Consider the following 22,657-nt stretch of genomic DNA (forward strand, 5'->3'; position numbering starts at 1 on the left):
ATACGAATGTGAGCCACCTAATTTGGTCGCAAGCGGTCGCCGCGGTGACCGACCCAGAAGGCGACATTTAGTACGCCCGACTCGATACCCAGCTTCGGACATCCGTTCAGCTCGAGAGACAGTCGCATTTGCACGTGACGGATAATTTACTGTCGGTTGAATTGGCGCTCCGCGGCTGCGGCCATCGCGTCCAGAACTTCGGAGGGCAGCCAGAACCGAACTTTTCCGTTCGCGGGGTCGCTCTCCAGCCTAAACAGGTTCGCCTGGGCGTGATCGACGCCTGCGGACCAATGCTCCGGTCCGTTGGGACCCATGCCGGTGATTATCACGAACACGCGGCCGCCAAAGTGCGGCGTCTCGCTTTGATCGTGAGGTCGAGAGAAGAGGTACTTACGGCCTACGGCTGACAGCGGGGCGATGATTGCGACCCGCTCGCCTCGATCAGGTTTTGCGTCCACTTGGTTAGGCGGCAGCACAGCCCGCACGACCAAGCACTCCTCAAGCTGCTTTTGGGTGATCAGCACAGGAGCGGGGTCTTGCATCATCTTCACCCGCGAGCGCAGCCATTCTATGGAGAGGAAAAGAAAGCTTACCTCAGCGCCGTGTCGGAAGCGTGCGCCATCCCATATCCAGACGTCATATCCGCCGCCAACGAGGTTAGTGATGGGAGCGCCGTTCGTGATCTCGTTCAACAACAAGCTAGATACCTGCTGGAGCGCGTAATGTTGTGCGTGATCGAAGGTCGAGATTGGCATCTCACGCTGCCTCGAATTCCAAGCCAGTTGTCGAAGAAGTTGCTCGCCGCTGCCGGTTATGAAGTCCTCGTCCCAGCGGATCGCCTCAGGCGTTCGGCTGTCCCAGTTGAACGACCTGCACTCGTCAACATCCCCAAGCCAGCCAACAAGGGCGCAGGAGGTCGCTTCCGAAAGCAGGTCATTGATCGAGCGAAGTCCCTCGGACAGCATAGCGATATCCGGTACGCGTCCGTCCAGAACCGCCTCAAGCCGATTGCAGACGTCGGCGGCACCCAGCCCGTTTCCGGCCACCGCTACTGCAAGGTTTGTCCCAATCACCACGGACTTACGCGTAAGCCCGGTTACGGGAACGAGCCAATCGCCGGGCAAGGGATCCTCCAAGTCCACCCGGGTTGCGATCGGCTGATGCGGCTTATCGCCAACGCCGCTCATCAAGGTATCAGATAATAGGATTGGCACCTTGCCGATCCGATAGGCTGCTGCAAGTGTCATGCGGTCTCCCTACCTTGTCGGGAGCAGCTCGACAAATGTCCGCATAGAGCCGACCCACAATTGGACATTCGAGGTAGCATCTACACCGGCCGAAGGCGGCCGTTCGTTCAGCGACACCATGTTCAACGATCGCTGACCGTTGAACATGGTCAGCAAGGTTGCTCCAGGCCGAGAACAGCGTCACGATCCTAGGCTGAATCGTCACCCGCAGCGTCAAGTGCAGCCGCCATTAGTTTATAGACCCAGTCGTTTGTGATTCCGAACCGTTCGCGCTGCGGGCGCATAAGTTCTTCCAGATCGGCATCGATCCTGGAGAACAGCTCAATCGCATCGTCGCACTCTCCGATCATCAGAGCGCGTCCGCTTGCACTTAGGAAATGCTCGTCGTGCTCCCGAAAGAACCGGTGGGCTAGTCTGTCTCGCTCAACCTTCGCGGTCCGCAAGCGCTTCAAAAGCATGGCAGGTAGATCCAGCGGCTCGAGCGCCCTCAGCATGTTGCCGAAGGTCTTTGCCAGCTCCACGTCATAGGCCTGATCGAACGCGTCCTCCCACGCCGAACGGTCAGGGTGCGATCGCATGGTTGGGAGCATGCGCGCGATGATGACGGCATTGACCATCCCGTGCTCAAGCACCTGCGCCTGATACATCGCCAAACCATAGCGGGAGTACACCTCGCGAATCTGCACCGAGTCGTCGTCTTCCGCCGGCCATACCGCGCCCTTCGGGAAGCCCTCCACGACGTCAGGAGACCGTTGCCACGCCGGGCCATTCCGGAAGGCGTTGGTCCTGCTGCAGGCGCAGGCGGCGCCAGCTCAGTCCGTCGAAAACCTCGGGGCTCGCGCTTCCCGGCGCCACCGGCAGCGCCGCCGTGGCCTCGCGCCCGAAGCGCTCGCCGAGCGCACCGTGACCGCGCCATGCCGCATCCCACCACTCGACAATCATCTCCCTCGACGCCGCCATTGCGGCGGCACTTGGCAGCAAGTCACGCTTCTGGCGCTGGTTGACCGTCCGGTGTGCGGGCATCAGATTCCAGAGATCGCCGCAAGCCCAGGCGGACCACGGTAGGCAGTGGTCGATGTCCAACGTATCCGGCGAGAGTCGACGACCGGACCACACGCACGACACCTCCGACCCCGCAGCCATCCGCGATAGCGCCACGTCGCGCGCTAGCCTCACGTCGCGCACGGGTTCCACCCAGGCGAGCGCCGCCTCGATCTCGCCCGGAGCGTAGGTGTGGCCCTGACGCTCGCCATAGCCGTGGACCATGCGTGCCCACTCGGCGGCGAGCACCGGTTCGATCCATGGGCCGAGCCGCTGCATCGCCCGCCACACGTGCCCGGGAACGGTCAGTGTGCCGAAGGCGGTCAGCGTCTCGGCGTCGAGCGCGATCGGACCTCGAAATCTTGGGCTGACCGCAGTCGCCGCGAATACCGAGGTGCTGGAGTTCGGATAGCGCGTGAAATTCGCCGGCATCGTCGCGATCGTTTGCGCAGCCTCACGGATCGCTCCCGACACCGCCGCCGCCCGCTCTGACGAGAAGACCGCGCCCACCCGCAGGTCGAGAGGTGCGAGTCCGCTGGACATCAAAGCCCTGAAGCCATCCTTCGCGAAACCGAGGCCGTCCGGTCCACTGTTGCGCGGCATCTGCGGAAGGCCACGGGCGACGAGGGGCAGATACATCCGTACCCAGTTGAGCGCGACGACGCCGAGCGGCAGCAGCACGGCGTCCTCGCTCGGATGATGGCGAGCGAGTCCCGGCGTCAGGTCGGCGACCTTGGCGACAGAACGGAGGAGTCCCAGCTTGTACGTCGCCGACTTGTCGTCGTTCAGGATGATGCCCCTGAGCAACGGCAAGGCACCCGCCCCGTCGTCAGGCAGTCTCATCGCGACGGTGATCCAGTCGACGCCGGGACGTCGCCTTGCATCTCCGGAGCGATGCTCGACCTTGGCGACCATCAGGCCGAACTCGCGAGCGAGACCCTCCACCTCGCCGAGTGAAACCTCGTGCATCGGCCGATCCACGGGGGCCGGGCCCAGGCGCAGGGTGATCACCAGCAGGCCGCCCGGTTTCAGCAGAGTCGCGAGCTTACGGAATGCGCGGCGCCGGTCACCCGGCGCGACATGCTGCCACACGGCGGAAAGCAGCACCACGTCGAACGAGACACCGAGCGCGTGGGTGGCATCCAGACCCGGCAACCTGTCATCTATCCAACGGAGCGACCGATCACGGTGAAAGGCCATGCCCGCCGAACGCATCCCCGCCGACGGCTCGGCTGCAACCACCTCGTAGCCGAGCACCGACAACCAGGCGGCGTCACGGCCAGAACCCGCACCGACGTCCAGCGCGAGGAGGTCGGTTCCCGACGGGAGAAGCGACTCGTATGTCGCGCGGTAATCCGTCGGGTCCAGCGCCTCATACTCGGCAGCGAGGCGCTCTGCCTGCGCGTCGTAGGATGCGACATGATCGCTCATGCTGCGTCACGCTTCGCGATTATCTCCAGCGCGACGTGTTCGGTGTCGTGATCCGCAACACCCGCTGCATCGACCACGTTGATGAACCTCTTGAGGATGACGAGGTCGGTCAGGAGGTCCGGCTCCGCGCCGGAGATCACCGCGGGGGCCAGGATGAAGCATCCAGCCGCATCAAGCAGTGCGAGGAACCCCTCCAGATTCACATTGTCGTCCGGTTCGACGACATGGATGCGGGAGACGGTCTGATACAGCGCGCCCGGCTCCCAGTCCCCGTCGTCCGGCCGTCGGCTCGTGATCTGGATGGCGTAGTGCGTCGAGGGGTGGCCCGGCAGGTTGCGGATGATCGAGATGCTGATCTCGTGGTTTACGTCCTTCGTGCCAAAGCGCTCGCGCCATCGCTCGAAGATCCGTCGCGCGGCTGCACCGTTGAGAAACGCCAGCGCGAAGACCGGCGGCACGTCGTCGCCGAGCGTCGTGTAGAGCACTCCCCTCCAGACGGCCTCGTCCCAGCTGTGCATGTCGATGACCGACTGTACCTTGACTTTGCGGTGCCGCGAGACGGTCGGGCGCCCGTCATCCGTTACTCCACGTCCGGATCCTCCGGCATCCTCGTCGGCTGGACTCAACGGCTCCACATTCTCCACCTCCGGGCGCTCCCGCATGGGATAGTCTCGCCCATCGCCGTCGACGCGTACCACCGGCCGACCAGCGATGCGCTGAAGCCCGCTGAGCGACGCGAGGACGCTCGAGACTCGGTCGTGCGCGTTGCCTCGCGCGAAAAGGCGCTCCAGCGCAGTCTTGAGGTCGGGGAGCACGAACGTAGCCGCCAGCATCTCCGCGACGACCTGCATCAGGAACGAACCGATGTCGGACTGGCGCGGGAAATCCCAAACCGGAAGCGATCGGGGCCACTCGACCATTGAACGCATCCCCCGATGGTCCGTCCGGACGTTCGGCACGGTCTCGTCCGTCTCGACTATATCGATACGGAAACGCTCGGTGTGGGGGCCGACCCCGTCCTCTATCATCGTGGCAAGCATCGCCTCGATTGTCGCGACAAGCGCCTGACCCGCCACGATCCCAGCGTCGGTCCCCGAGGTTGCGACCTCCACCGTGAGACCGCAAATGCACGTCTCCAGAACCTGACCTGCCGGCGAATTCAGGGTCAGCCTCCCGAGGAGATCGCGCGACACCGGCTGCGACTTCAGCAGGCCGAGAAATCTTGGTAGTCCGCCTTCAGCATCGAGCTGCCGATACTTTTCATCCTCTCGCAGCACATCCTCGTGGCCGAGCGCGTGGAGCAGCACCATGCGAGAAATCGGCATTCCGGCGGCGGCGAGCGCGTCGGGCATGGAGGACAGTGACGCCACCTCCGCATCGGTCATGTTGAGAATATTGCTGCCGAGACCCGCGTCCAGCTCCTGGAGGCTCTCCATCACACGGGCCTTCGACGCGTCGTCTAGCGGCAGCGTCGCGACCGACATGCGCAAAAGGCGAAATGCGAGAAGCAGCTCCGGGAGCAGCCGCAGCTGCAGCGCGACCCAGGCCCATATCTTCACGGTCGGCACGAAGCCGACCGGCAGCTCGCTCGACTCCTCTCCCTCGGCGGCGAGGCCCGCCGCCGCCATCAGAAGGGACGACCTCGACGCCCAATGCAAGTCGGCCCCGCGATAGGCGATGGCGAGGTGCTGATGTGCTTCGACGAGCTGTTCGGTGTGCTCCCGCTTGGCCAGCCGCACCGCGGCGCGACCCAAAAGGCGGATGCGCTCGCATCGCTCATCGAGGTCGAGGCGGAGCGCCTGCCTCAGCAGGATGAGCGCACCCTCAGCGTCGGAGGTTCGCTTGGCGACGAAGTCCGCGAGACGCTCCGCGACCGCACGATAGGTCGGATCCCGCCCTGCGGGGATCGATACGACATCGATCAACCTGACCAGCCGGTCTGCGTCGAACTCCGCGAGTCCCGCCGCCTCATCGAGAATGGATCCCAGCTCGTTCCAAAGCCCGGGCAGCTGATCGGTCCTGCCCTCAGCGAAGTAACGCCCGAGCCGGACGACCGCGAGCGACGTCCGCGCCTCGAGACGGTGGTTGGGCCGGCCCTCGTCGCGCGTCATCGCCTCGAGCGCAGCCTCGAGCCGCTCCGATCGCTCGGAGAGGTCGATCTGATGCGGCGGCAGCATGCGGTAGAGCGCTGCGTTCACCAGCAACTGGTGGAGTTGGACCAAGAACTCGATGTTTCGAGCATGGTCGGCACCCAGCGCTTCCCCCTCGATGTCGGCATAGCCGTCGGAGACCGCCGCAGCGTCGTCGAACCACCAGAACGCGGTCCAGAGCGCATCGTGGCGCGCCTCGAGCTGCTGGCGCGTGGTGCCATGTTTCCGGGCGAGGCGGATCGCCCGCGCGTGCCGACCGTCGGTCTCGTGGCGCGGCAGCTCCAGATTGCGCGAAAGCTGGGCGGCCACCATCGCCTCAGCGACGAGTTGGCGCTCCATCCCGTCGAACGAGGCGGGATCTTCCAGTGCTCGTTCAACATCGTCGAGGCGTCGCCTTCGGGAATAGTCATCGGGACCCAATCGCATCGGGTCGGTTACGACCTGTCCGACGCCGAGATAGTCGTGGGCGATGTCCTTGCGCTCGTTGTCGATCACCTCCTCGACGATCCACGCACGGTCGAGGATCTTCACCGGGACGCCGTGAGCCAGCTCCAATTCGGCCTCGATGCGGGCGCGATCCGCCGCACGCGCAGGCCGGCTCGTGACGAAGTAGATGAGCTCAAGTTTCCGGCCAGTGCTTGCGATGCCCGCGACATCTTTGACGACCTTGCGCTTCCAGTCCTTCATCGCACTGAACGCAAAGCCCCAGTCCTCCCGTCCCGGACCGCCGCTACCGACGTAGGTGAGGTCCGCGATCTCGTCCGCCACCGGGAAGGTGTCGGCGTCCGTCTTGCCGTCGCCGCCACCCTCCGGGCCACTCTGTGGCCGGATGTTCGGACAGATCACCCGTTGGCAGAGCTTTCGGCAGAATATCTCGAATCGTTGATGCTCGTTGCGCGACGTGATGCTCTCGAGCTGGAACTCCAGCATGGCGCGGTCGAGGACGTATAGCGGGCGATCGACGGTGTCGGAGTAGAGCTCAGGCCGCATCTGGCGCATGAATCCGGAAGGCGTCGGGCGTTGCGCCGCCGCGGCATCCGGCGTGGCTTCCTTGCGATCTTTGATCATGCGAACGAAGCTAGAACGAGGCGTCGTCCTACACCAGCCTCGTCGGAGCGGGATCGGTTTAAACCTGCTGACTCCGTCGATACAGTTCCGCCACCCAGGGGGAGTGATGCGCCTGCTGGAAGACAAGGCAGACCTCACGCCGGGCGCGGGTCACGCCGACGTAAAACAGCCGGCGCGCCTCTCGCATCCCGCGTTCCGTCCTCCGGTCCCGCCAGTCCGGAAAATCCTCGGCATTGACACCGAACATCACGACCGCGTCGAACTCGCGGCCCTTGGCGCTATGAAGCGTGCTGAGCGTGATCCTGCCACTGCCCTCGATCCTGCCGGAGAAGACGTTCAGCGGCATGTCCCGCCCCTGAGCCGGATCGGTCCTCGCGACCATCTCGGAGCAGACCTCCCACTCCTGCTGCTGATTCGTTGCAATAGCCTGCCAAGGACCGGCGAGGTCGCGGCAGAACCGGCGGAGCCATTCGTTCGTCGTCTCGCCGGAGTCGATCCCAGCGCGCAGGAAGGCGATGAGCTGGCCAGAGACCTCCTGCTGCTGCGCCTCGGTAACGCGACCCGTGTGGACCAGCGAGATGGCCTGCCTCAGAAGCCTGCCGTAGGGCGGATCCGCGTTCCGCCAGCCGCCCGTCACCCAATCGGCGCACGCCTCGACAAACCGCGCCAGCCTTGACCCCCGCTTGACCAGAGCGTTCCGGTCGGAACGGACAAGCGGCAGCCCCGCCGCCTCGAGAGCCGCGGCGACTGTGTCTCCGTGCCCTGCCGTTCGGTAGAGGACCGCGATCTGATCAGGTGCGATCCCCTTGGCGAGAAGCGCAGGCACGACCTTCTCGGCTATGTGCCGCGCCTGATCCGAATGACCGAGCGTCACGGGCCAGAACGACAGTTCGCCCTCCGGGGCGCCATCGATCCCGCAATAGTCGCGTTCCTCTCCGAGGACACCGAGCGAGGCACGGATAATCTTCGCGCCCGACCGGTAGTTGAAGCGCAACCTGATGGTGGTCACGTCCGGACGTTCGGTCAGGCCATGCAGCAGCTCGGGGTTCGCGCCGGTGAAGCCGTAGATCGACTGATCGACGTCGCCCACGGCGAACAGCCTGACTCCCGCGTCGAAGCAGAGCAACAGCACCAGCTCGTGCAACGCGTGTCCCAGGTCCTGATACTCGTCGACGAACAGGATCGGGAACCGCGCCCGCATCGCCGAGCGTATCCAGGCATGGTCGCGGATCAAGCGGTAGGCCAGCAGCGGCATGTCGTCGAAGTCGATCAGCCCGAGCGCGCGGAGGCGTTGCTCATACGCCTCGATGAAGTCGGCGAGCTCGGGATTGCGTCCGCGCCAGGCAGGGAGCCTCCGGTCGACATCCCTCCGGCGCTTCTCCGCCGCGAACCCCCAGCGGGAATGCGGATCGCCCCAGCCGCCGAACACCTCTTCATACGCGAACTCGACCGCCGCCCGCGCCTCCTGGGTGGTCGCGACCCTGAATTCGGCGGGCAGCACCTCCGGCACGCAGCGCGCATACGGCGACAGCACCTGCGAGAGCGCGAAACCGTGGACGGTGCCGATGAATACGCGCCCGGTGCTCTCGATCCCGAGGCGAGCGAGCCGTTCCTCCAGCTCGATCGAGCACTCGTTGTTGTAAGTGATGCACGCAACGCCGCGCGGCTCGGCGACGTCCTCGACCAACGTCCTTGCCATGGCCGTCGTCAACGTCTTCGTCTTACCGCTCCCTGGTCCCGCCAGCACCACGACGTTGCCCGTGGCCCGCGCGGCGTCGAGCTGCTCGGGGTTGCGACGCAGGTCCTCCAGCGCCTGTGCGAGCGCCGCGTGATTAGGCACGTGCCGCGACGAACTCTATCGCGGCCGCGATGTAGGGTGGCGGAGCGAGCAGCGGCGCCTTGCGCGCCAGCTTGGCGGCCAGGCGCCCCTTGCCGATGTCGGCCACCATCGCCAACAGCTGTTCGGGGTCGACCGGCGTTCCAGACCGCCAGGCCTCGATCCGAGCGGTCCGACGTGGACCAAAGCCCTGTTCGGCGAGGATATTCAGCAGTGCTGTCTGCAGGCCCGGGGTCGCCGCGACCGCGACCTCGAATGTCTGGTCGTTGAGGAACACACCCGCCGATGCCCAACCGGCGCTGAACGCCGCGAAGTCCGCCGCAAGCCAGTGGGCGCGGGCTTCGGGAGCCAGTGGGACAGCTGCGGTGACCTGGCAGACCGCGTCGTGGATGCCGATAGTGCGAGCCTTCCCGAGGGGCTGGGCGAGGCCATCGAGGGGATCCCAGTCCGTGACGACGCAGAACGGAAGGCCTAGGCTTGCGACGAGCTTCACGTAGGGCGCGAAGTTCGTGCCGGCGACGTTCACGACCGTGATGCCGAGTTCGTCGAGATCGCGGCCAGTCGCTGCGGCGAAGCCAGGCAGCAGCGCCTCCTCGGAATCGCCCTCGACGAGGATCACCCCGCGGGCGAAAAGCAGTTCGGAACGGGTGGCGTTGAGGTAACGCTCGACGTCGTCGAGTTCCTCGGCACCGAGCGGTATCGAGGCGAGCGAATGGGCGTGGGTCGCTCCGCCGACTGACCTCAGCGTCACGATCGACCTCAGTGGTGCCACCGCCGCCAGCGTCGGCGAGTGGCTCGTCACGATGAGCGCCTGCGAGACGTCGTCGTCCCGGAACAGCTTGCGGAAGACGGAGCGCTGAAGTTGGGGATGCAGGTGCGCCTCAGGCTCCTCGATGCAAAGCAGCGAGTAGTTGCGCTCGTTCTTGGCCCGACGCCAAGCGAACTCGGCGAGCTTCAGCGCGACGAGCGCCACATTGGCCGAGCCCAGGCTGGCCTCGGAGATGCCGCGCCGCCCGTCGTCGATGTACATGGCGATCGAGCGAAACAATCGCAGCGGATCGGCGGGCGCGAATCTTAGTCTGGCGCCGATGTCCTGCGCCGTCCCGGCGAGCGAAAGGATGCCAGCGCGCAGCGAGTCCTCTAGCTCCTTGACGGCGGGAAAGCCCTCCAACCTGCGCGTCGCGGTCTCCAAGTCGGCCGCCACCTGGTCGAGATCGGGCTTGCCGATCGTAGAGATCGCGTCCTCGAGGAGCGGTCGCAGCGGCGAACTTCGCCACGAGCCGAGCTGTCCCTCGGCATCACGCAACGCGTCGAGCATGTCCAGCGCGATGCGGCGTCGCACCCCGCTCGGCACCGGTCGCCCCTCGTCACCGCCGCCGAACACCAAAAACTCGCAGTCCTCACCAGAGGTCAAAGCGCCAGCCACAGTGGCCTTACGACGGAAGACGTAGCTCAGGCGGGCGATGGTCGGATCCGCAGCGGTGCGGAAGTCGGTAAGCAGCGCCACGAGATCGTCGTTGCCTTCGAAATCCGCGAAATCGACGTGGACCTCGATGGCTGGGCCGGACGAGAGGTCGCAGCCGTCCCAGAAGTCCGACAACTTTAGCTGACGGGCCGAGTCCGGGAGGGTCGGGTCTAGCACCAGGCGGATCGCGAATAGGAGGTTGCTTTTGCCGACGCGGTTCTCGCCGAGCAGCACCACGTTGCGGTCGAGCGCCACGTCCACGGACGCGAAGTTCCGGAAATTCCTCACGCTCAGCTTCGCTAGTCGCACATGTCCCTCGCTATCCTGAAAGAGAAAAGAGCGACACGGCGAAGGCTTGATGTTGACCGAGCGCAGGTCTGATTTAGCACGAGGCAGGGGATTCTGCTGATGCCGTTTTTGGAGAGTAGCGCTCGGCCGGCAACAGATACAACTCAGATTACTATGTCGGCGGCCAGCCGCTGTTCCAAGGGACGTCGCCGAGCTCGGCGAGGCGGACGACGGTGCCGTCGGGGTCCGCGTTAGCCGGTGCCAGCTGCATCGGCTGCGGCGCTCCGACCACGACGGCGCCGCTCACTGACGGCAGTGCCGGGAGACCCAGCGAGCGCATCAGGCCGGCCGCGTTTTTGCGGAGGTGGGCGACGCGGCGCAAGTGCCTCAGCAGCTTGTCTGGCTTCCCAGCGGCGTCGGCTACGCCGCGATATTCGGAAAGCCGCCGCGCCGCTTCGCCGAGCGTGCGGCACAGTTTGAGCTCCTTGGCCTCGAGGACCCAGACGCGGCGTCGGTCTGGCGAGACGGCGAGCACGTCCAAGTCCCCGAGGCGGGTGAGTTCCGGCTTCCCGATCGCGTCGGTGCTCCGAGCCACGCCCCATTCCACCTCGGCGCGCATGCCGAGGGAGCGCGCGGCGTCGGCGACCTTGTGGTTGAAGGCCATGCCGGCCTCGCCGCCCCGGACGCCAGCATAACGCCGAAGCTCCGCCGACCGCCAGAAAGAGTTCTGGAGCGAGCCCGACATGGCGCCGCCGAGCGCGATCATCACCGCGCGCTGCACGACGCCCGGCGCGAGAGCGACCATCGGGTCCTCCTCGTCGTCGAGCGCGACGATGGGTCGTGCCGACATCGACCAGCGGCGGTCGAACCGCGCTATGTCGAAGTCAATCGCGCTGGTGCCGGCGGGGTGGTCGCGCCATCCCCGGCGCGACGGCAGGGTTAGGTTCGAGACAAGGGCGTCGAGGCGCTTCCCAGCGAACGGCTCAAGCGCCTCGAGCGACCGGACGATGGCGGACCTTAACCCAACCACCACGGACGAGCCGGCGTCGATGGCCAGCTGCGCCGGCGCGAACGACATGTCGACGAACGCCAGAAAGTCGGCGCCGTATTCCGCTTCCATCGCGGCCGCCAGCTCTGGATCGGTCTCAAAGCCTTCCCGCGGCTCTTCGAAGTTCCGCGCGTAGGCGGACACGTCGTCGTCCCGCGCCTCCTTGTGGCGGATGCCCGACGAGTGTCGCAGTGTCCGCGTCTCGAATTCGTGCTCGAACAGGACTTCGCCGGTCGGGCCTATGCCGAGCAGCGACTTCGCGCGGTCGAGCCGGATCGAGGCCGCCGTGTCCTCGATTAGGAACAGCATCAGCGTCCTCGCCAGGAGGTCGTCGACGTCCATGACGCCCGGCTCCAGACCGCCGCTGGCGGCCGCCTGCGAGGCGGCGATCTCGCTGAGCAAAGAGCAGGCGCGCATTGTGCCGTTTGCATGGACCATGACATCGTGGCTCGCGTCCCGGTCGGCGTCCGCGCCGTGCACAGCGCGGAGCGCCGCGGCCGTCGACTTCCAGCGTCTCTGCTCGTTGGCCGCCGCCTGGAAGCGCGAGAGCGCGGCGACGACGAGTGGCGCGCGGTCGAAGGTGGCGACGGCATCGAGAAGGAGCCGCCAGTGCTCCGCAATGTATGCCTGGAGGAAGTCGAGGCAGGGTCCCTTGCCTTCGATGCGCCGCGGGGCATCCTGCGCGCGGACGAGGTATGCGGAGCCGCACTTGAGGAGTGCGCCGGCGGAGGTCGGGATCCGCCGGTGGTCGGGGATGAGCTCGTGTCCTGCGATCAGGCCCAGCGCGCCCTCCGCGTGGAGGGCGTGCCGGAACCGCATGTCCCGCGAGCCGGCCGCCGCGAGCGCGATGGCGTGGGCCTGCTCGATGGCGAGGGGATCGTCCCGGAGGCTGGCTGCGATGGACAGTATCGTCGCCGCTAGCGCGATCTCGGCGTCGTTGTGCGCGCGCGCCGTCGCCCGCTGCCAGCCCGCCCCGACCGTGAGGAGGGGGCCGCCCCAGCCGTCCCGATCGGTGATGGTAAGGTCCCAGGGATCGGCGCGGAGCTGGTCAAACACCGCCTCTTCCGGGGTTTCGACCGCCAGCCTCATCGCGATCGCGTCGACCGGGGCGCCGTCCGCTGACCCCAGTACAGCGGTCATGCAAATACCGAGCCACTGGAGCGCCGCCTTCCACGTCTCGCGCGCCGTGGTGTCCGCCGCGTCGCTGACGAGATCGATCCACCAGCATTCGTCGGCCGCGACCGCCGCACCGAGCAGGACCCGAGCGGCGAGCGGTGCGGTCGCAACGTAGGTGTCGCGGGGATCTCCGGCTGCGGGATGCGGCTCCGACCTTATCGCGCGAAGGTGCGGACCCTCCGGACGCGGCAGCGAGCGCGCGTCAAGGTGGTGGGCAGCCTCGACGCGGGCCGCGAGGACGAGGTCGATCGGCACCATCACTGTGAACGGCGGCTCTATTGAGTCGTCGCCGGGGACGAGTGCGTGGTCGGTCCGCTGCCACCAGGCCACCATGTTCGCGAGCCCGTTGGAATCCGTGACCTCGAAGCCCAACGCCCGTATCCGGTCGAGCTGGTCCTGGAGACGGAAGATGTCCTCTGGCGCGCCGTCATCACCCATCTCGAGGATCTCGAGCGCCTCCGGCGGCACGCCCACGAGCCGACACCGCTCCCTGTGATCGAACTCGTATTCCCGGCCGCCGCCCCACCCGCCCATTATCATCATCGTGACGACCTCGGTCCCGGGCTTCCGCTCCTCGGCCCACTCGCAGGCGCGCTCCACCGATTGCCTGACGGCCGCATGCCACCCCTCGTCCATCGCCACGCGTGACCCGAACCTGGCGATCGGCCAGCCCTCGAAGCCCGCGGTGGTATGGAGAAAGTGAATGACGCGCGTCGCCGACAGGACGACCAGGGCCTCGCGGATCATCTGTCCGTCGGCGCGCCGTCGCGGCGGTGGCAGGCTGGCATATCCGCTGTCGTCAACGCGGTGCGACTGGGCCACGAAAAGGCGCCAGTGCAGCTCGTCGAGATGTCCGATTGCGGACGCCGCGGAAACGAGGTGTCCCCGCACGGCTGTCGTGACGCCGCTCGGCAGCGTCAGCGAGTATCCGCCGTGACGCTCCCTCAGCGGCCTCTGCTCAAGCGGCGTGTCGCCCGCCCAGCGGGACAGCATGTCTTCCCGCTCGCCGTCTGCCAGCACGAACGGCCGAAGGGCATCGACTGGGATGCCGAGCAGGTCGAGGTCGGCGGGGGAAAACCGCGTCCTCGCGGCGATCCGCCCGAGCCTCTCGTCGGATGGGAGCGGTATCGCTGCCCAGGGGTCGCCCGACCCGACCGCGTGCCGGCCGAGCCGCGCCCGCTCGGCCACGGCGTCGCCGAGCCTCAGCAGGGAGAGGGCCTCGACCACGGTGGGCTGCTTGCCGGGCCACTCCGGGAGTTCGAGGAATCCGGCGAGAAGGTCCTCGGTCGCCGGGACGGCCCCCTCCCATCGGCCCGGGAAGGTGCGGAACTCGCCCCACGGCGTCAGCACGGGGGCGACGAAAAAGTCCTCGACCGGGTCGTCGCGGCGATCCACGCGGGCTTCCACGAGCGCGGCGTTGAGTAGCGCCTCGAGGTCGCAGCGGCGCGGCGCGCGGCCGTGTCCCCCCGCGCCCAGCGCAAGCCGGACGGCCCATTCCAGCCGGTCAGCGTTCGCCTGGAGTTCCGGGACGGTCAGCAGGCCGCTCAGTAGATCGGCGAGGCGGTTGCCGTCGACCGAGGAAAGCAGTTGCGCGATCGTTGGCGCTTCCGCCATGGCATCGGCCGCCGTCGCCGGCGGATCGGCTCCCTCCAACCTCAGGATCGCCTCCGAGAGTGGCCGCGGCTTCCCCTCCCTCTTGTCCGGCCGCCTCGGCCCGTCGCGGGCGCCGCCTCGTCCCTTGCCGCGGCGGCTCCCGCGCTTCGCGCCCCGCGTCATTTCTCCAGAAACGTCGTTGCGCCGCGGACGCAGGCGTCGAGCGCGGCGTCCGATAACGTGTGTTGCGGCCCGTAGCAGAGGCCGTCCTCCAGCGCCGCTTTGGCCGTGGCTATGTAGAGCCCCTGGTTGGGTCCGAAGCGGGCGCTGACTAGCGCGCGCAGGCTGGACGGTGCCCTTGGCGACCTGCCGGTGCGGAGCAGCGACGCGTCGGCAATCAGGCCGCCGAGGCACACCCATGCGTGACCGTCCCACTCGAGGTCGGTCTGAGCGAACGAGTGTCGGGCTTCGCGGCGGCCGAACACGAGCCTGCCCGCGATGGACAGCGTGCCCCCAACGAGCCGGGCATCCGCGTGACCCATCGCGCGCAGGCGCGACGCGTAGAGCGCGCTCATCATGACGCACGCCCCGGGGACGACGGGGAAGACCGACATGACTTCGCGGCCGGCAGCTACGAGTGCGGCGAGTTCGGGTGTCTCCTTAAGCAGCGTCGTTCTCCCTCCTGCCCGAGGGGCAAGGCGTCCGCAGGTTGCCACTGCGCCGCCGCCCGTGCCAGCGCGACTTGAACCGGTGGGTGACCGGTGCCGCCAGATGTTCCGCTCGGAACCGCCGTAGGCGCCTGGGCGGGTTTGCGAGAAGCGGCTCAGTCCGCCTCCTCGATAGATGTCGCCTCGAACTCGAACTCAAGTGCCTCGGCCTTGTCGACCCCGGTCAGGGTGAGGTCGGTCCGTACCCTCACGTCGAGTTGCCGCAGCGGGTCAAAGATGAAGCGGACCCTGAGTTTGCCGGCGCCCTCCTCTAGGCCGGTTACGATCACGAGGAAGAAATCGGGATCATCCCGGGCCGCGACGATCTCCGATGCGGTGAGCGTGACATCGGCCGGCATAGCCGAGCCCGAGCACATCTTTATCTCGTAGCATTGCCGCAGTTCGTCGATCGCGTCGACACCCACTCCACGCTCAGCGCGCAGGTCGTTGAACTGCTCGACGTCGAGCGCCAGCGCAATTCGCACCGCGTCCAGCGCAATCCTCTCCCGGTCGCTGGTCGGTGGCAGGACAGTTCTTGGCGATGCCGGGCCGCCCCCGCCGTTCTGCCCGGGCGAGAAGCGGCGCGGTTTCTGCTTCACGCGGCGTTGGTTGATGACGGGATTCCCGGTCGCCGACGCACCCTCGTTCACTATCACGCCGGCGGACGGCTTCAGTGTCGATGGGTCCTTCAGCTTCCGTATCTGGACCTGCTGCTCCTTTTTCTTGTCATTCGTGGCCGTGGACTTGGAAGTCTCCTTTTTCGAACCGGTCCGCTTCGCGGCTTGCTGCGCTAGCTTCGACAGACGCTCCGATCCCTTCCCGCGTTCGGCCCTCGTCTTCGGTAGCACGGCGCCTTCCGCCTGCTCGCCCGCCACGGCGCGCGGCCAGATCGCCGCCCATGCCCATGCCGCCTTCTGCCTGTCGCCTTCAAAGAGCGCCGCGATCGCCGCCCCTGCACCTTCTGCGCTTGCGGCGTCGGTCGCATCTCGGACGATTAAAGAGAGCGGCTCTCGGGTCACGTGCGCGCGGGCCGGAAGGGTGAGCGAGCCCGACCCGAGTTGCGCCGTGATCGACAGTTCGGGGTCAATCAGTACCGAAGCCGCCGCCAGCTCGTCCCAATCGACGGACAGTGCGTCCAGCAGCCTCTGGTCCGCCCTCACCAGTTCCTGGCGCAGCAGCGCCATCGCGCGGGCGAAGGTCGGTCGCAGCGCCTCCCCTTCGGCGACTCCGTATGTAGGGAAGGATATCGCCCGGAAGTCGGCCGACGTGAGGTGGATTACGCCAAGTGGCTCGAGGAGGGCCGCTATCGGCGAGAAGGAGGTTATGCCTGGACGCCAGACTGGCAGGTCCGCCGGCGCGGTGTGGAGCAGCGCGTCGCCGTCGAGGGCGTGGAGCGGGCGGACGGCCGTCCAGGCGGTGCCGGTCCAGAGCGGCAGGCGACGGAGGGTCGACCGCAACTGCGCGGTCATCGTCGGCAAGGCGTCCGCGATGATGGAGAACGCGCGGATGGCGATCCCCTGGTCCACTTCCGACGGACTGCCCGAGGCGATCTCCTTCAGCACGGCGATAGCGTCCCCAGCTGACGGCGGCTCGATGTTGAGGGCCTTCCATAGCGGCTCCAAGCCTTCGACGTGAGGCGCGAACGGCCTGCGGTGGCCGAGGACCGGCGGGCCTCGCCTCGCGCTTTCGGGGGAAAGCCACATGCCATCGATGAGCAGCAGCCCGGTCTCGTTGGGGCTTGCCCGGAAAGCATTGCGCAGCTTGGCGGGGGGCATGCGCTCGTCGGGCGCCGCATCGCTTCTGTCACGGAGCGATGCGGCCAGCAGCTGGTAGGTGTCGAGCACCTCCTCGGTCACCGCGGCCGTGACTGGCGTGGACCTCAGCGAGCGGAGGCGTTCGATCAGGTCGCGCTGGCTGGGCCCAGCCTTGACGCCCAGAGCCGTGAGCACGCCAGTCCTCAGGATCTGCGGGTCCACCTTCGCTATCGTCGACGACCGGTCGGACGGGCGCGGCGGGCTGCCGGGGACCTGGAGCTGGAGGTCCGCCGGTCGCTGGTAACCATTGCCAGCGTCAGGCAACCAGCGGATGTTGGCCAAACGCGCAAGCCATGTGGCGCGCACCTCCGCACCGATGTTCCAGCCCGCGTATGCCACCGCCGCGCGGGCCGTCGACAGATCCGAATAGCGTTTGTCCCAGTTGCGGCTGAGCACGCTGAGGAAGGCCAGCGCGCGCTTTCGACGGCTCTTGACCGGCGCGCGCGCGATGTCCGCCGCCACCGCGTCGGCGTCGGGGGACCAGTGGTCGTCGATGAGGTGCGTGTAGTTGGCGACAGACCGGATGGCGGCCAGGTGGTCGGCCGTCCGCATGTCTGAGACCACGGGGCTCGCGGCAGTCGTATCGCGCGCCCAGCGCGTAGCCTCGTCGGCAGGCTTGACCAGCCGGGGTTCACGGGCGACGCCCCAGGCCGACAGCAGCTTCTGAGCGCCGATCGCGGCGCGCCCGGCTGCCTGCTTGAGCACCTTCGCATAGTCGCCGTCGACCCACCTGAGGCCGGGTGTCCGGTCCGCCGCCTTCGCGAAGCTGTCGACCTCGCGGTCGATCGCGACCGGCAGGTATAGATCGGCAGGCCTGTCCCAGCCGCGTTGGCGGGCACCCTTATCGTCGATCCAGGTCGACCTGATCGCCACGCTGCGGCCGATGCGGGTGCCGAGGCCCTGTCGACGCTCGCGCGGTAGCTGCGACCAGCCGTCACGCAGGGCCAGGAGGTCTTCGTTACCCAGGCGAATCGGCTCTGCGTCGCTCGAGTTCCAGTCGCCACGGTCGATGATCGCGAAGACGTCGGCGGGATCGTCCCGGTTCGGGTATAGCGCTCCGGCCTGTTCGAGGTAGGCCACGAACTGGGCGGTCGGCGAGCCCGCTCGAACGTATTCGGCGTGGAGGCGTCTGGCGATGCCGAGACGTGGAGCCAACGCGGTAAGGGATGCCTCCTTGACGAGGACCCACGGCTCGTTGGCGCGGGGGCCTGGACTGAGCGTGCCGTCCGCCAGCATGATGCCGGGCCTCGCTAGGAACGGTCGCTGCAGGCCCTCGCGGTGGGCCAGCGCCGCGAATGCGACATGCCAATCGATACCGCGCGATGGGTCGCCATCAATGATCCCGAGCGCCTCCTCGGCGCCGATCTCCTCCGGCCCGCCGAGCTCCTCGAGCACCTGACGCCACCGTCCAGCTGGATCCCGGGCGCTGCGCGGTAGCGCTACGGCGTCCGGCGCGATGGTCTCGACATCCCCCTCGGTCAGGAGCCGCTCAAGGCCCTCGGACTCGAATGCGAGTTGGCCGAGGTCGACGGCCTCCCCGCCGACTTCCAGGGCCAATTCCTTCTGCAGCAGGAGCCGGCATGTGTCTACGACGTGCTCGCGCACCGCGGCGTCGACCCAGTCGTCCTCGCCGCCCGCCTCGCTTGCGAGCGGGACGTGGGTCCAGCCGATCGCGGTTTCACGTGCGAAGGCGTCGAGCGCAGCCCACCCGACCAGTCGACCGAGGTCCTTTATGCGGGCGAGGTTCCAGTCGTTCGGTATCAGCGTCGATCGGGCGGCGTCCGGATCGAATTGCGCGTTGAGGCCGATCAGCAACCCGGTAGACATCGGCAGCGGCATTCGGTCGTAGAGCCCTCGTGGACGCCCGCCGGTCAGCGGGGCGCAGATCCCGAGTGGCGTGCTCGCTCCCGTCTCCTTGTTGGCCCGCGCCTCGCCATCCGGCACTGGCCGCCCGGTCGAGTAGCGTCGGAACGAGGGCGCGAGGCCACTGGTCGCCCCCGCGACTACACGGACATCGTGGACCGCCACGTCGGTGGACCTGCCGTCGAAGTCGACGCTTCCTTTGTGCACGTGTTCGACCTCCACGGCGAAGCGGAGGTTGCAGGCGGGATCCTCGAGGTCGCCGTAGGTCAGCTCTCGGACGCTGGTCAGGAAGATCAGCGACTCTGCGCTGAGCTCCCCCACCGCCACGGCGATCGCCTCGCTTGTGACCTTCGGCGACAAAGGTATGACGAGCATCGTGTCGCGGCGCGACCCGTCGTATACTCCGGGTACGTCCGATTCCGGATCGCAGGGTCGCGGCCCGTCGGTGCCCATCACCAAGTGGAAGGGTGAGGCATGGAGTTCGATTGGGCCGCCTAGCGCGTTGAGCGTCCTCTGCCCGATGCCGAACCTTCCGGCGGCGTCCGCGTCGCCATCCTTGGTCGAGAGCCATGGGATCATCATCGCGCCCACGTTGGCCAAGGTGACCGGCTCGCCGTCGTGGGCGATGAGCAGTTCCGGTCTGCCGCGGTTACGGAAGGCGACGCGAAGGTGCCGCGCTCCGAGATCGTCGGCGTTCTGCAGGCACTCGAGTATGCCCTGGAAGGGCCGCGGGCTCAGCGTGCTGGCACCCTTGTCGGCGCGCCTCATGCTGGCCTGGAAGATCGACGGTTGCTCGGCCATGATCTCGCCGAAGCGGATTACCGCGGCCCGTGCCCACGCCGGCGATGGCGAGGCTGGGACCCAATCCCGATTCTCCCAGTCGTTCGCCAGGCGGTCGGCCGCCTCGCGGCCGTCCACCCCATCCTCGACCTCGACTATCGCCGCTACCATCTTGTCCGTCCCCTACTCCGGACGCAGGCTAGACGCGGCCCGGCTTGGCCCGCAACTCGATTGATCGGTGCGCGTCGGCAACTGGGGTCGGTTCGATGATCGGAGGTCCCGATCCAATGCTGGGCGGTCAGCCCTTAGCGGCCGAGCATCGATACCTGAATGGATGGCTGCTTAAGGCAACCTAATGCCCGAAAGCGGCCAGGCCGCTCACCACCAAAAGCGGACCGGCTGCTTTCGGTGCCTGCTCGCCGCACCGCTGACGGGGCCGCGGGTCGTCAACTTACGTTGTCTTCACCGCCGTCACAAAGCTTTGCGATCCACGGATTGCAGATCACCAACACCGGCGGGACGCGTGGCTCAGCAGCTGAAACGAACGCGAACACACCGGACCGCCGAAGCTGCCCCCGCTCGAGGCGTGAGAGCAGCGCGGCAGAAATTTCGGCGGCCTGCGCCGCTTCCACCAGCGTCATCCCTTTTTGACGCCGCGCGAACCTGACCCGCTCGCCGAGCGCGATGATCTGGTTGTCTTTGACGCCTTCAAGGAAGGTACGGTGCCGTCGCGGCGCCTCCTCGGCCGGCACGCTGGCGAGCCGCCCTCCCCCCGGCATGTCGTTGACGAAGTTGCGGGGGTCGGCATCCGTCTCGACGGCATGCGCGACATGCTCCCAGCCGAGCTCGAGGATGTCGAGCAAGGCGTCGAGCGTTGCAGGCCCCGGCCACGCGGCACCACGCTCGATATCGGACAGCGCCCCACGCGTGATGCCGGCACGTGCGGCGACCTGGGCTTGGGTCCCGTATGCCACACCCTCCAGCTTGCCCTGACGATGACGCTTCAGGAACTCGCCAAGATCGGCACGCAGCCGGACAGCGCCTCGCGGCAGCAACATGCGGCTGGGACGATCCGGCTGGGACACCGCGCCACACCTATACGCGGCTTAAATAGTTGAACAGCCGAATGTCGGGTTTTTGCACACGGCCTTGAAGCCTCTCCCAAAACGCCGTCATGGCCGGTCCCGCCACCTCTTCGAAGATCAGCACCGCCGAGCCGCGGGTATGTCTGACCGCCGTCGACGAGGCGCTGCTGCTCCTGCTGGCGAAGCGGCTCGCACGTGCGCTGTTGCTGGAAGCGGAAGCCGATATGGCGACGGAGCTCGCACAACCGCGGCTTGATTCCGCGCGGCCGGATTCGCACTCTTGAGCCTCCATCCGCTGCAAGGTGCCGCCCGATGACCCACGCTGCCGTCGCTTATGGTCGCAAGAGCTTCGACGACCCCGACGAGCGGACGTCGTCGGTGGATGACCAGCAGCTGTTCGCGCAGAGCTATGCCGAGCGTTGCGGACTGGAGGTCATCGCCTTCCACGGCGACGATGGCATCACCGGCGCGACGATGGAGCGCCCGGGATTACAGCAGGTCCTGAAGCTCATTACCAGCGGCCAGGTCCGCAACCTCATCATCGAGGATGTCGACCGGCTGAGCCGCGACGCCGAGCATCTGCATTACATGGTCAAGCTGTTCCGGCTGCATCAGGTGGCGGTGCATACGGTGGTGGCGGGCAAGGTCGACGACCTCGTGCTCGCGTTCAAGGGCATCATCGGCGAGCAACAGCGGATGCGCATCGCCTACACGACCCGGCGCGGCCTGCGCGGCAAGGCGACGCGCGGCGGCGCCACGGGCGGTCGCGTGCTTGGCTACCGCCGCGCGATCACCGGCGAGGATGCGCAGGGACGCGAGCTCGACCAGCTCGCGATCGACGACGAACAGGCCGAACTCGTCCGCCGGATCTTCCGCCTGTACGCGGAGGGCTGGAGCCTCAAGCGGATCTGCAACGCCCTCAACGCCGACGGCATCCCCTCCCCGCGCGCCCGCGAGCGCGGAAAGTACAATGCCGGGGTCTGGAACCCCTCGACGCTGTCGGGCGACGTGACGCTCGGCGAAGGCATCCTCAACAACGCGCTCTACATCGGCCGCCGCATCTTCAACCGCCGCACCTGGGTCGAGGTGCCCAACGAGCGCCGCGGGTTCTCGCGCCGCCCGCGCCTCAATCCGGAGGCGGAGTGGATCATCCGTGACGAACAGCAGCTGCGCATCATCGACCAGCCGCTGTGGGAACAGGTGAAGGCGCGGCAAGCCGAAGCCCGCAGCGCGCGCGACGCGAAGTTCAAGCTAACGGGCAATCCTCTGAGCGGCGCGAAGCGCCCCACCCACCTTCTGTCCGGGCTGGTGACGTGCGGCGCGTGCGGCGCCCCGTTCCTGGCCACCGGCGCCGGCTGGTGGCGCTGCAAGGGACACCGCACGGGGACATGCGACAACGGCTCGATCACCACGACCGAACTCGAAACCCGCGCGCTGGCGGGCATCCGCGAGCGGCTGCTGACGCCAGCACTCATCAAGCGCTTCGCCGCTCTGCTCCAGCAGGAACTCGCCGTCGCGGCGCAGGCCGGAAACGCCGAGCGCGCGCAGGCCGAGCATGCCCTGGCGGAAACTCGCGCTAGGATCGCCAACCTCGTCACCCGCATCGAGAACGACAAGGATGCGCCGCGCGCGCTGACGACGCGGGTGAAGGATCTGGAAGCCGAGGAACGGCGACTGGAGGAGATCATCGCTGCAACGCCAGCGTCGCCGGTCGTGCGACTGCCGGCGAACTACGAGAGCCTGTACACGCGCGCGATCGCCGAACTCGACGCGCACCTCGCCTCGAACGACGGCGCGAGCGCCCGGCAGACCATCCGCCCGCTCATCGAGAAGATCGTGGTGCAGCCGGGCAGCGCACGTGGCGGCAAACGCCGCCCGATCCAGCTGTACGGCGATCTGTACCGGATGCTGGCGTTCGCGGAAGGAGCGTGTGCGCCAAGCGCAAAAAAGCCCCAGACCGTGGGGTCTGGGGCTTTTGTGATACCAGTGGTTGCGGGGACAGGATTTGAACCTGTGACCTTCAGGTTATGAGCCTGACGAGCTACCGGGCTGCTCCACCCCGCG

At 67.1% G+C, this 22,657-nt stretch carries 12 protein-coding genes and 1 tRNA gene; 2 read left to right on the forward strand and 11 right to left on the reverse strand.

All coding sequences use genetic code 11. The features are described from left to right. Positions 1–146: 146 nt before the first annotated feature. From AC1RTO_RS17870 to AC1RTO_RS17915, 10 genes are all read right to left on the reverse strand, one after another. Positions 147–1,247, reverse strand: coding sequence for a hypothetical protein (locus tag AC1RTO_RS17870; RefSeq protein ID WP_493162159.1), 1,101 nt, complete (start codon positions 1,245–1,247; stop codon positions 147–149). A gap of 188 nt (positions 1,248–1,435) precedes the next feature. Beyond that, entirely contained in the window at positions 1,436–1,984 is a 549-nt protein-coding gene (locus tag AC1RTO_RS17875; RefSeq protein WP_493162160.1) for a hypothetical protein, read from the reverse strand. A 4-nt stretch (positions 1,985–1,988) separates the two neighbouring features. Continuing rightward, positions 1,989–3,719: a class I SAM-dependent methyltransferase gene (locus AC1RTO_RS17880; RefSeq protein ID WP_493162161.1), complete on the reverse strand. Its 1,731-nt coding sequence runs from the start codon at positions 3,717–3,719 to the stop codon at positions 1,989–1,991. Then, on the reverse strand, positions 3,716–6,937 hold the full coding sequence (locus AC1RTO_RS17885) for a hypothetical protein (protein WP_493162162.1): 3,222 nt from the start codon (positions 6,935–6,937) through the stop codon (positions 3,716–3,718). The genes AC1RTO_RS17880 and AC1RTO_RS17885 overlap by 4 nt, the downstream gene beginning before the upstream one ends. A gap of 58 nt (positions 6,938–6,995) precedes the next feature. Next, on the reverse strand, positions 6,996–8,777 hold the full coding sequence (locus AC1RTO_RS17890; protein ID WP_493162163.1) for an ATP-dependent helicase: 1,782 nt from the start codon (positions 8,775–8,777) through the stop codon (positions 6,996–6,998). After that, positions 8,770–10,548, reverse strand: a complete 1,779-nt coding sequence (locus tag AC1RTO_RS17895) for an ATP-dependent nuclease (RefSeq protein ID WP_493162164.1) — start codon at positions 10,546–10,548, stop codon at positions 8,770–8,772. Before AC1RTO_RS17895 ends, AC1RTO_RS17890 begins: the two co-directional genes overlap by 8 nt. Positions 10,549–10,699: 151 nt before the next feature. Beyond that, on the reverse strand, positions 10,700–14,404 hold the full coding sequence (locus tag AC1RTO_RS17900; RefSeq protein WP_493162165.1) for an anti-phage protein Upx-like protein: 3,705 nt from the start codon (positions 14,402–14,404) through the stop codon (positions 10,700–10,702). Positions 14,405–14,523: 119 nt separating this feature from the next. Next, positions 14,524–14,922, reverse strand: a complete 399-nt coding sequence (locus AC1RTO_RS17905) for a hypothetical protein (protein WP_493162166.1) — start codon at positions 14,920–14,922, stop codon at positions 14,524–14,526. Positions 14,923–15,167: 245 nt separating this feature from the next. Then, positions 15,168–19,679, reverse strand: a complete 4,512-nt coding sequence (locus AC1RTO_RS17910) for a sacsin N-terminal ATP-binding-like domain-containing protein (protein WP_493162167.1) — start codon at positions 19,677–19,679, stop codon at positions 15,168–15,170. Positions 19,680–19,954: 275 nt separating this feature from the next. Next, positions 19,955–20,566: a helix-turn-helix domain-containing protein gene (locus tag AC1RTO_RS17915; RefSeq protein WP_493162168.1), complete on the reverse strand. Its 612-nt coding sequence runs from the start codon at positions 20,564–20,566 to the stop codon at positions 19,955–19,957. 116 nt (positions 20,567–20,682) lie between these two features. Between AC1RTO_RS17915 and AC1RTO_RS17920 the strand changes: the two genes are divergently transcribed. Then, positions 20,683–20,877, forward strand: a complete 195-nt coding sequence (locus AC1RTO_RS17920; RefSeq protein ID WP_493162169.1) for a hypothetical protein — start codon at positions 20,683–20,685, stop codon at positions 20,875–20,877. A gap of 28 nt (positions 20,878–20,905) precedes the next feature. Beyond that, positions 20,906–22,624, forward strand: coding sequence for a recombinase family protein (locus tag AC1RTO_RS17925; RefSeq protein WP_493162170.1), 1,719 nt, complete (start codon positions 20,906–20,908; stop codon positions 22,622–22,624). Here the strand turns inward: AC1RTO_RS17925 and AC1RTO_RS17930 are convergent. Then, positions 22,581–22,657, reverse strand: a tRNA-Met gene (locus AC1RTO_RS17930). The genes AC1RTO_RS17925 and AC1RTO_RS17930 overlap by 44 nt on opposite strands.

Source organism: Sphingomonas sp. GW821-FHT10F09 (genome assembly GCF_058809195.1).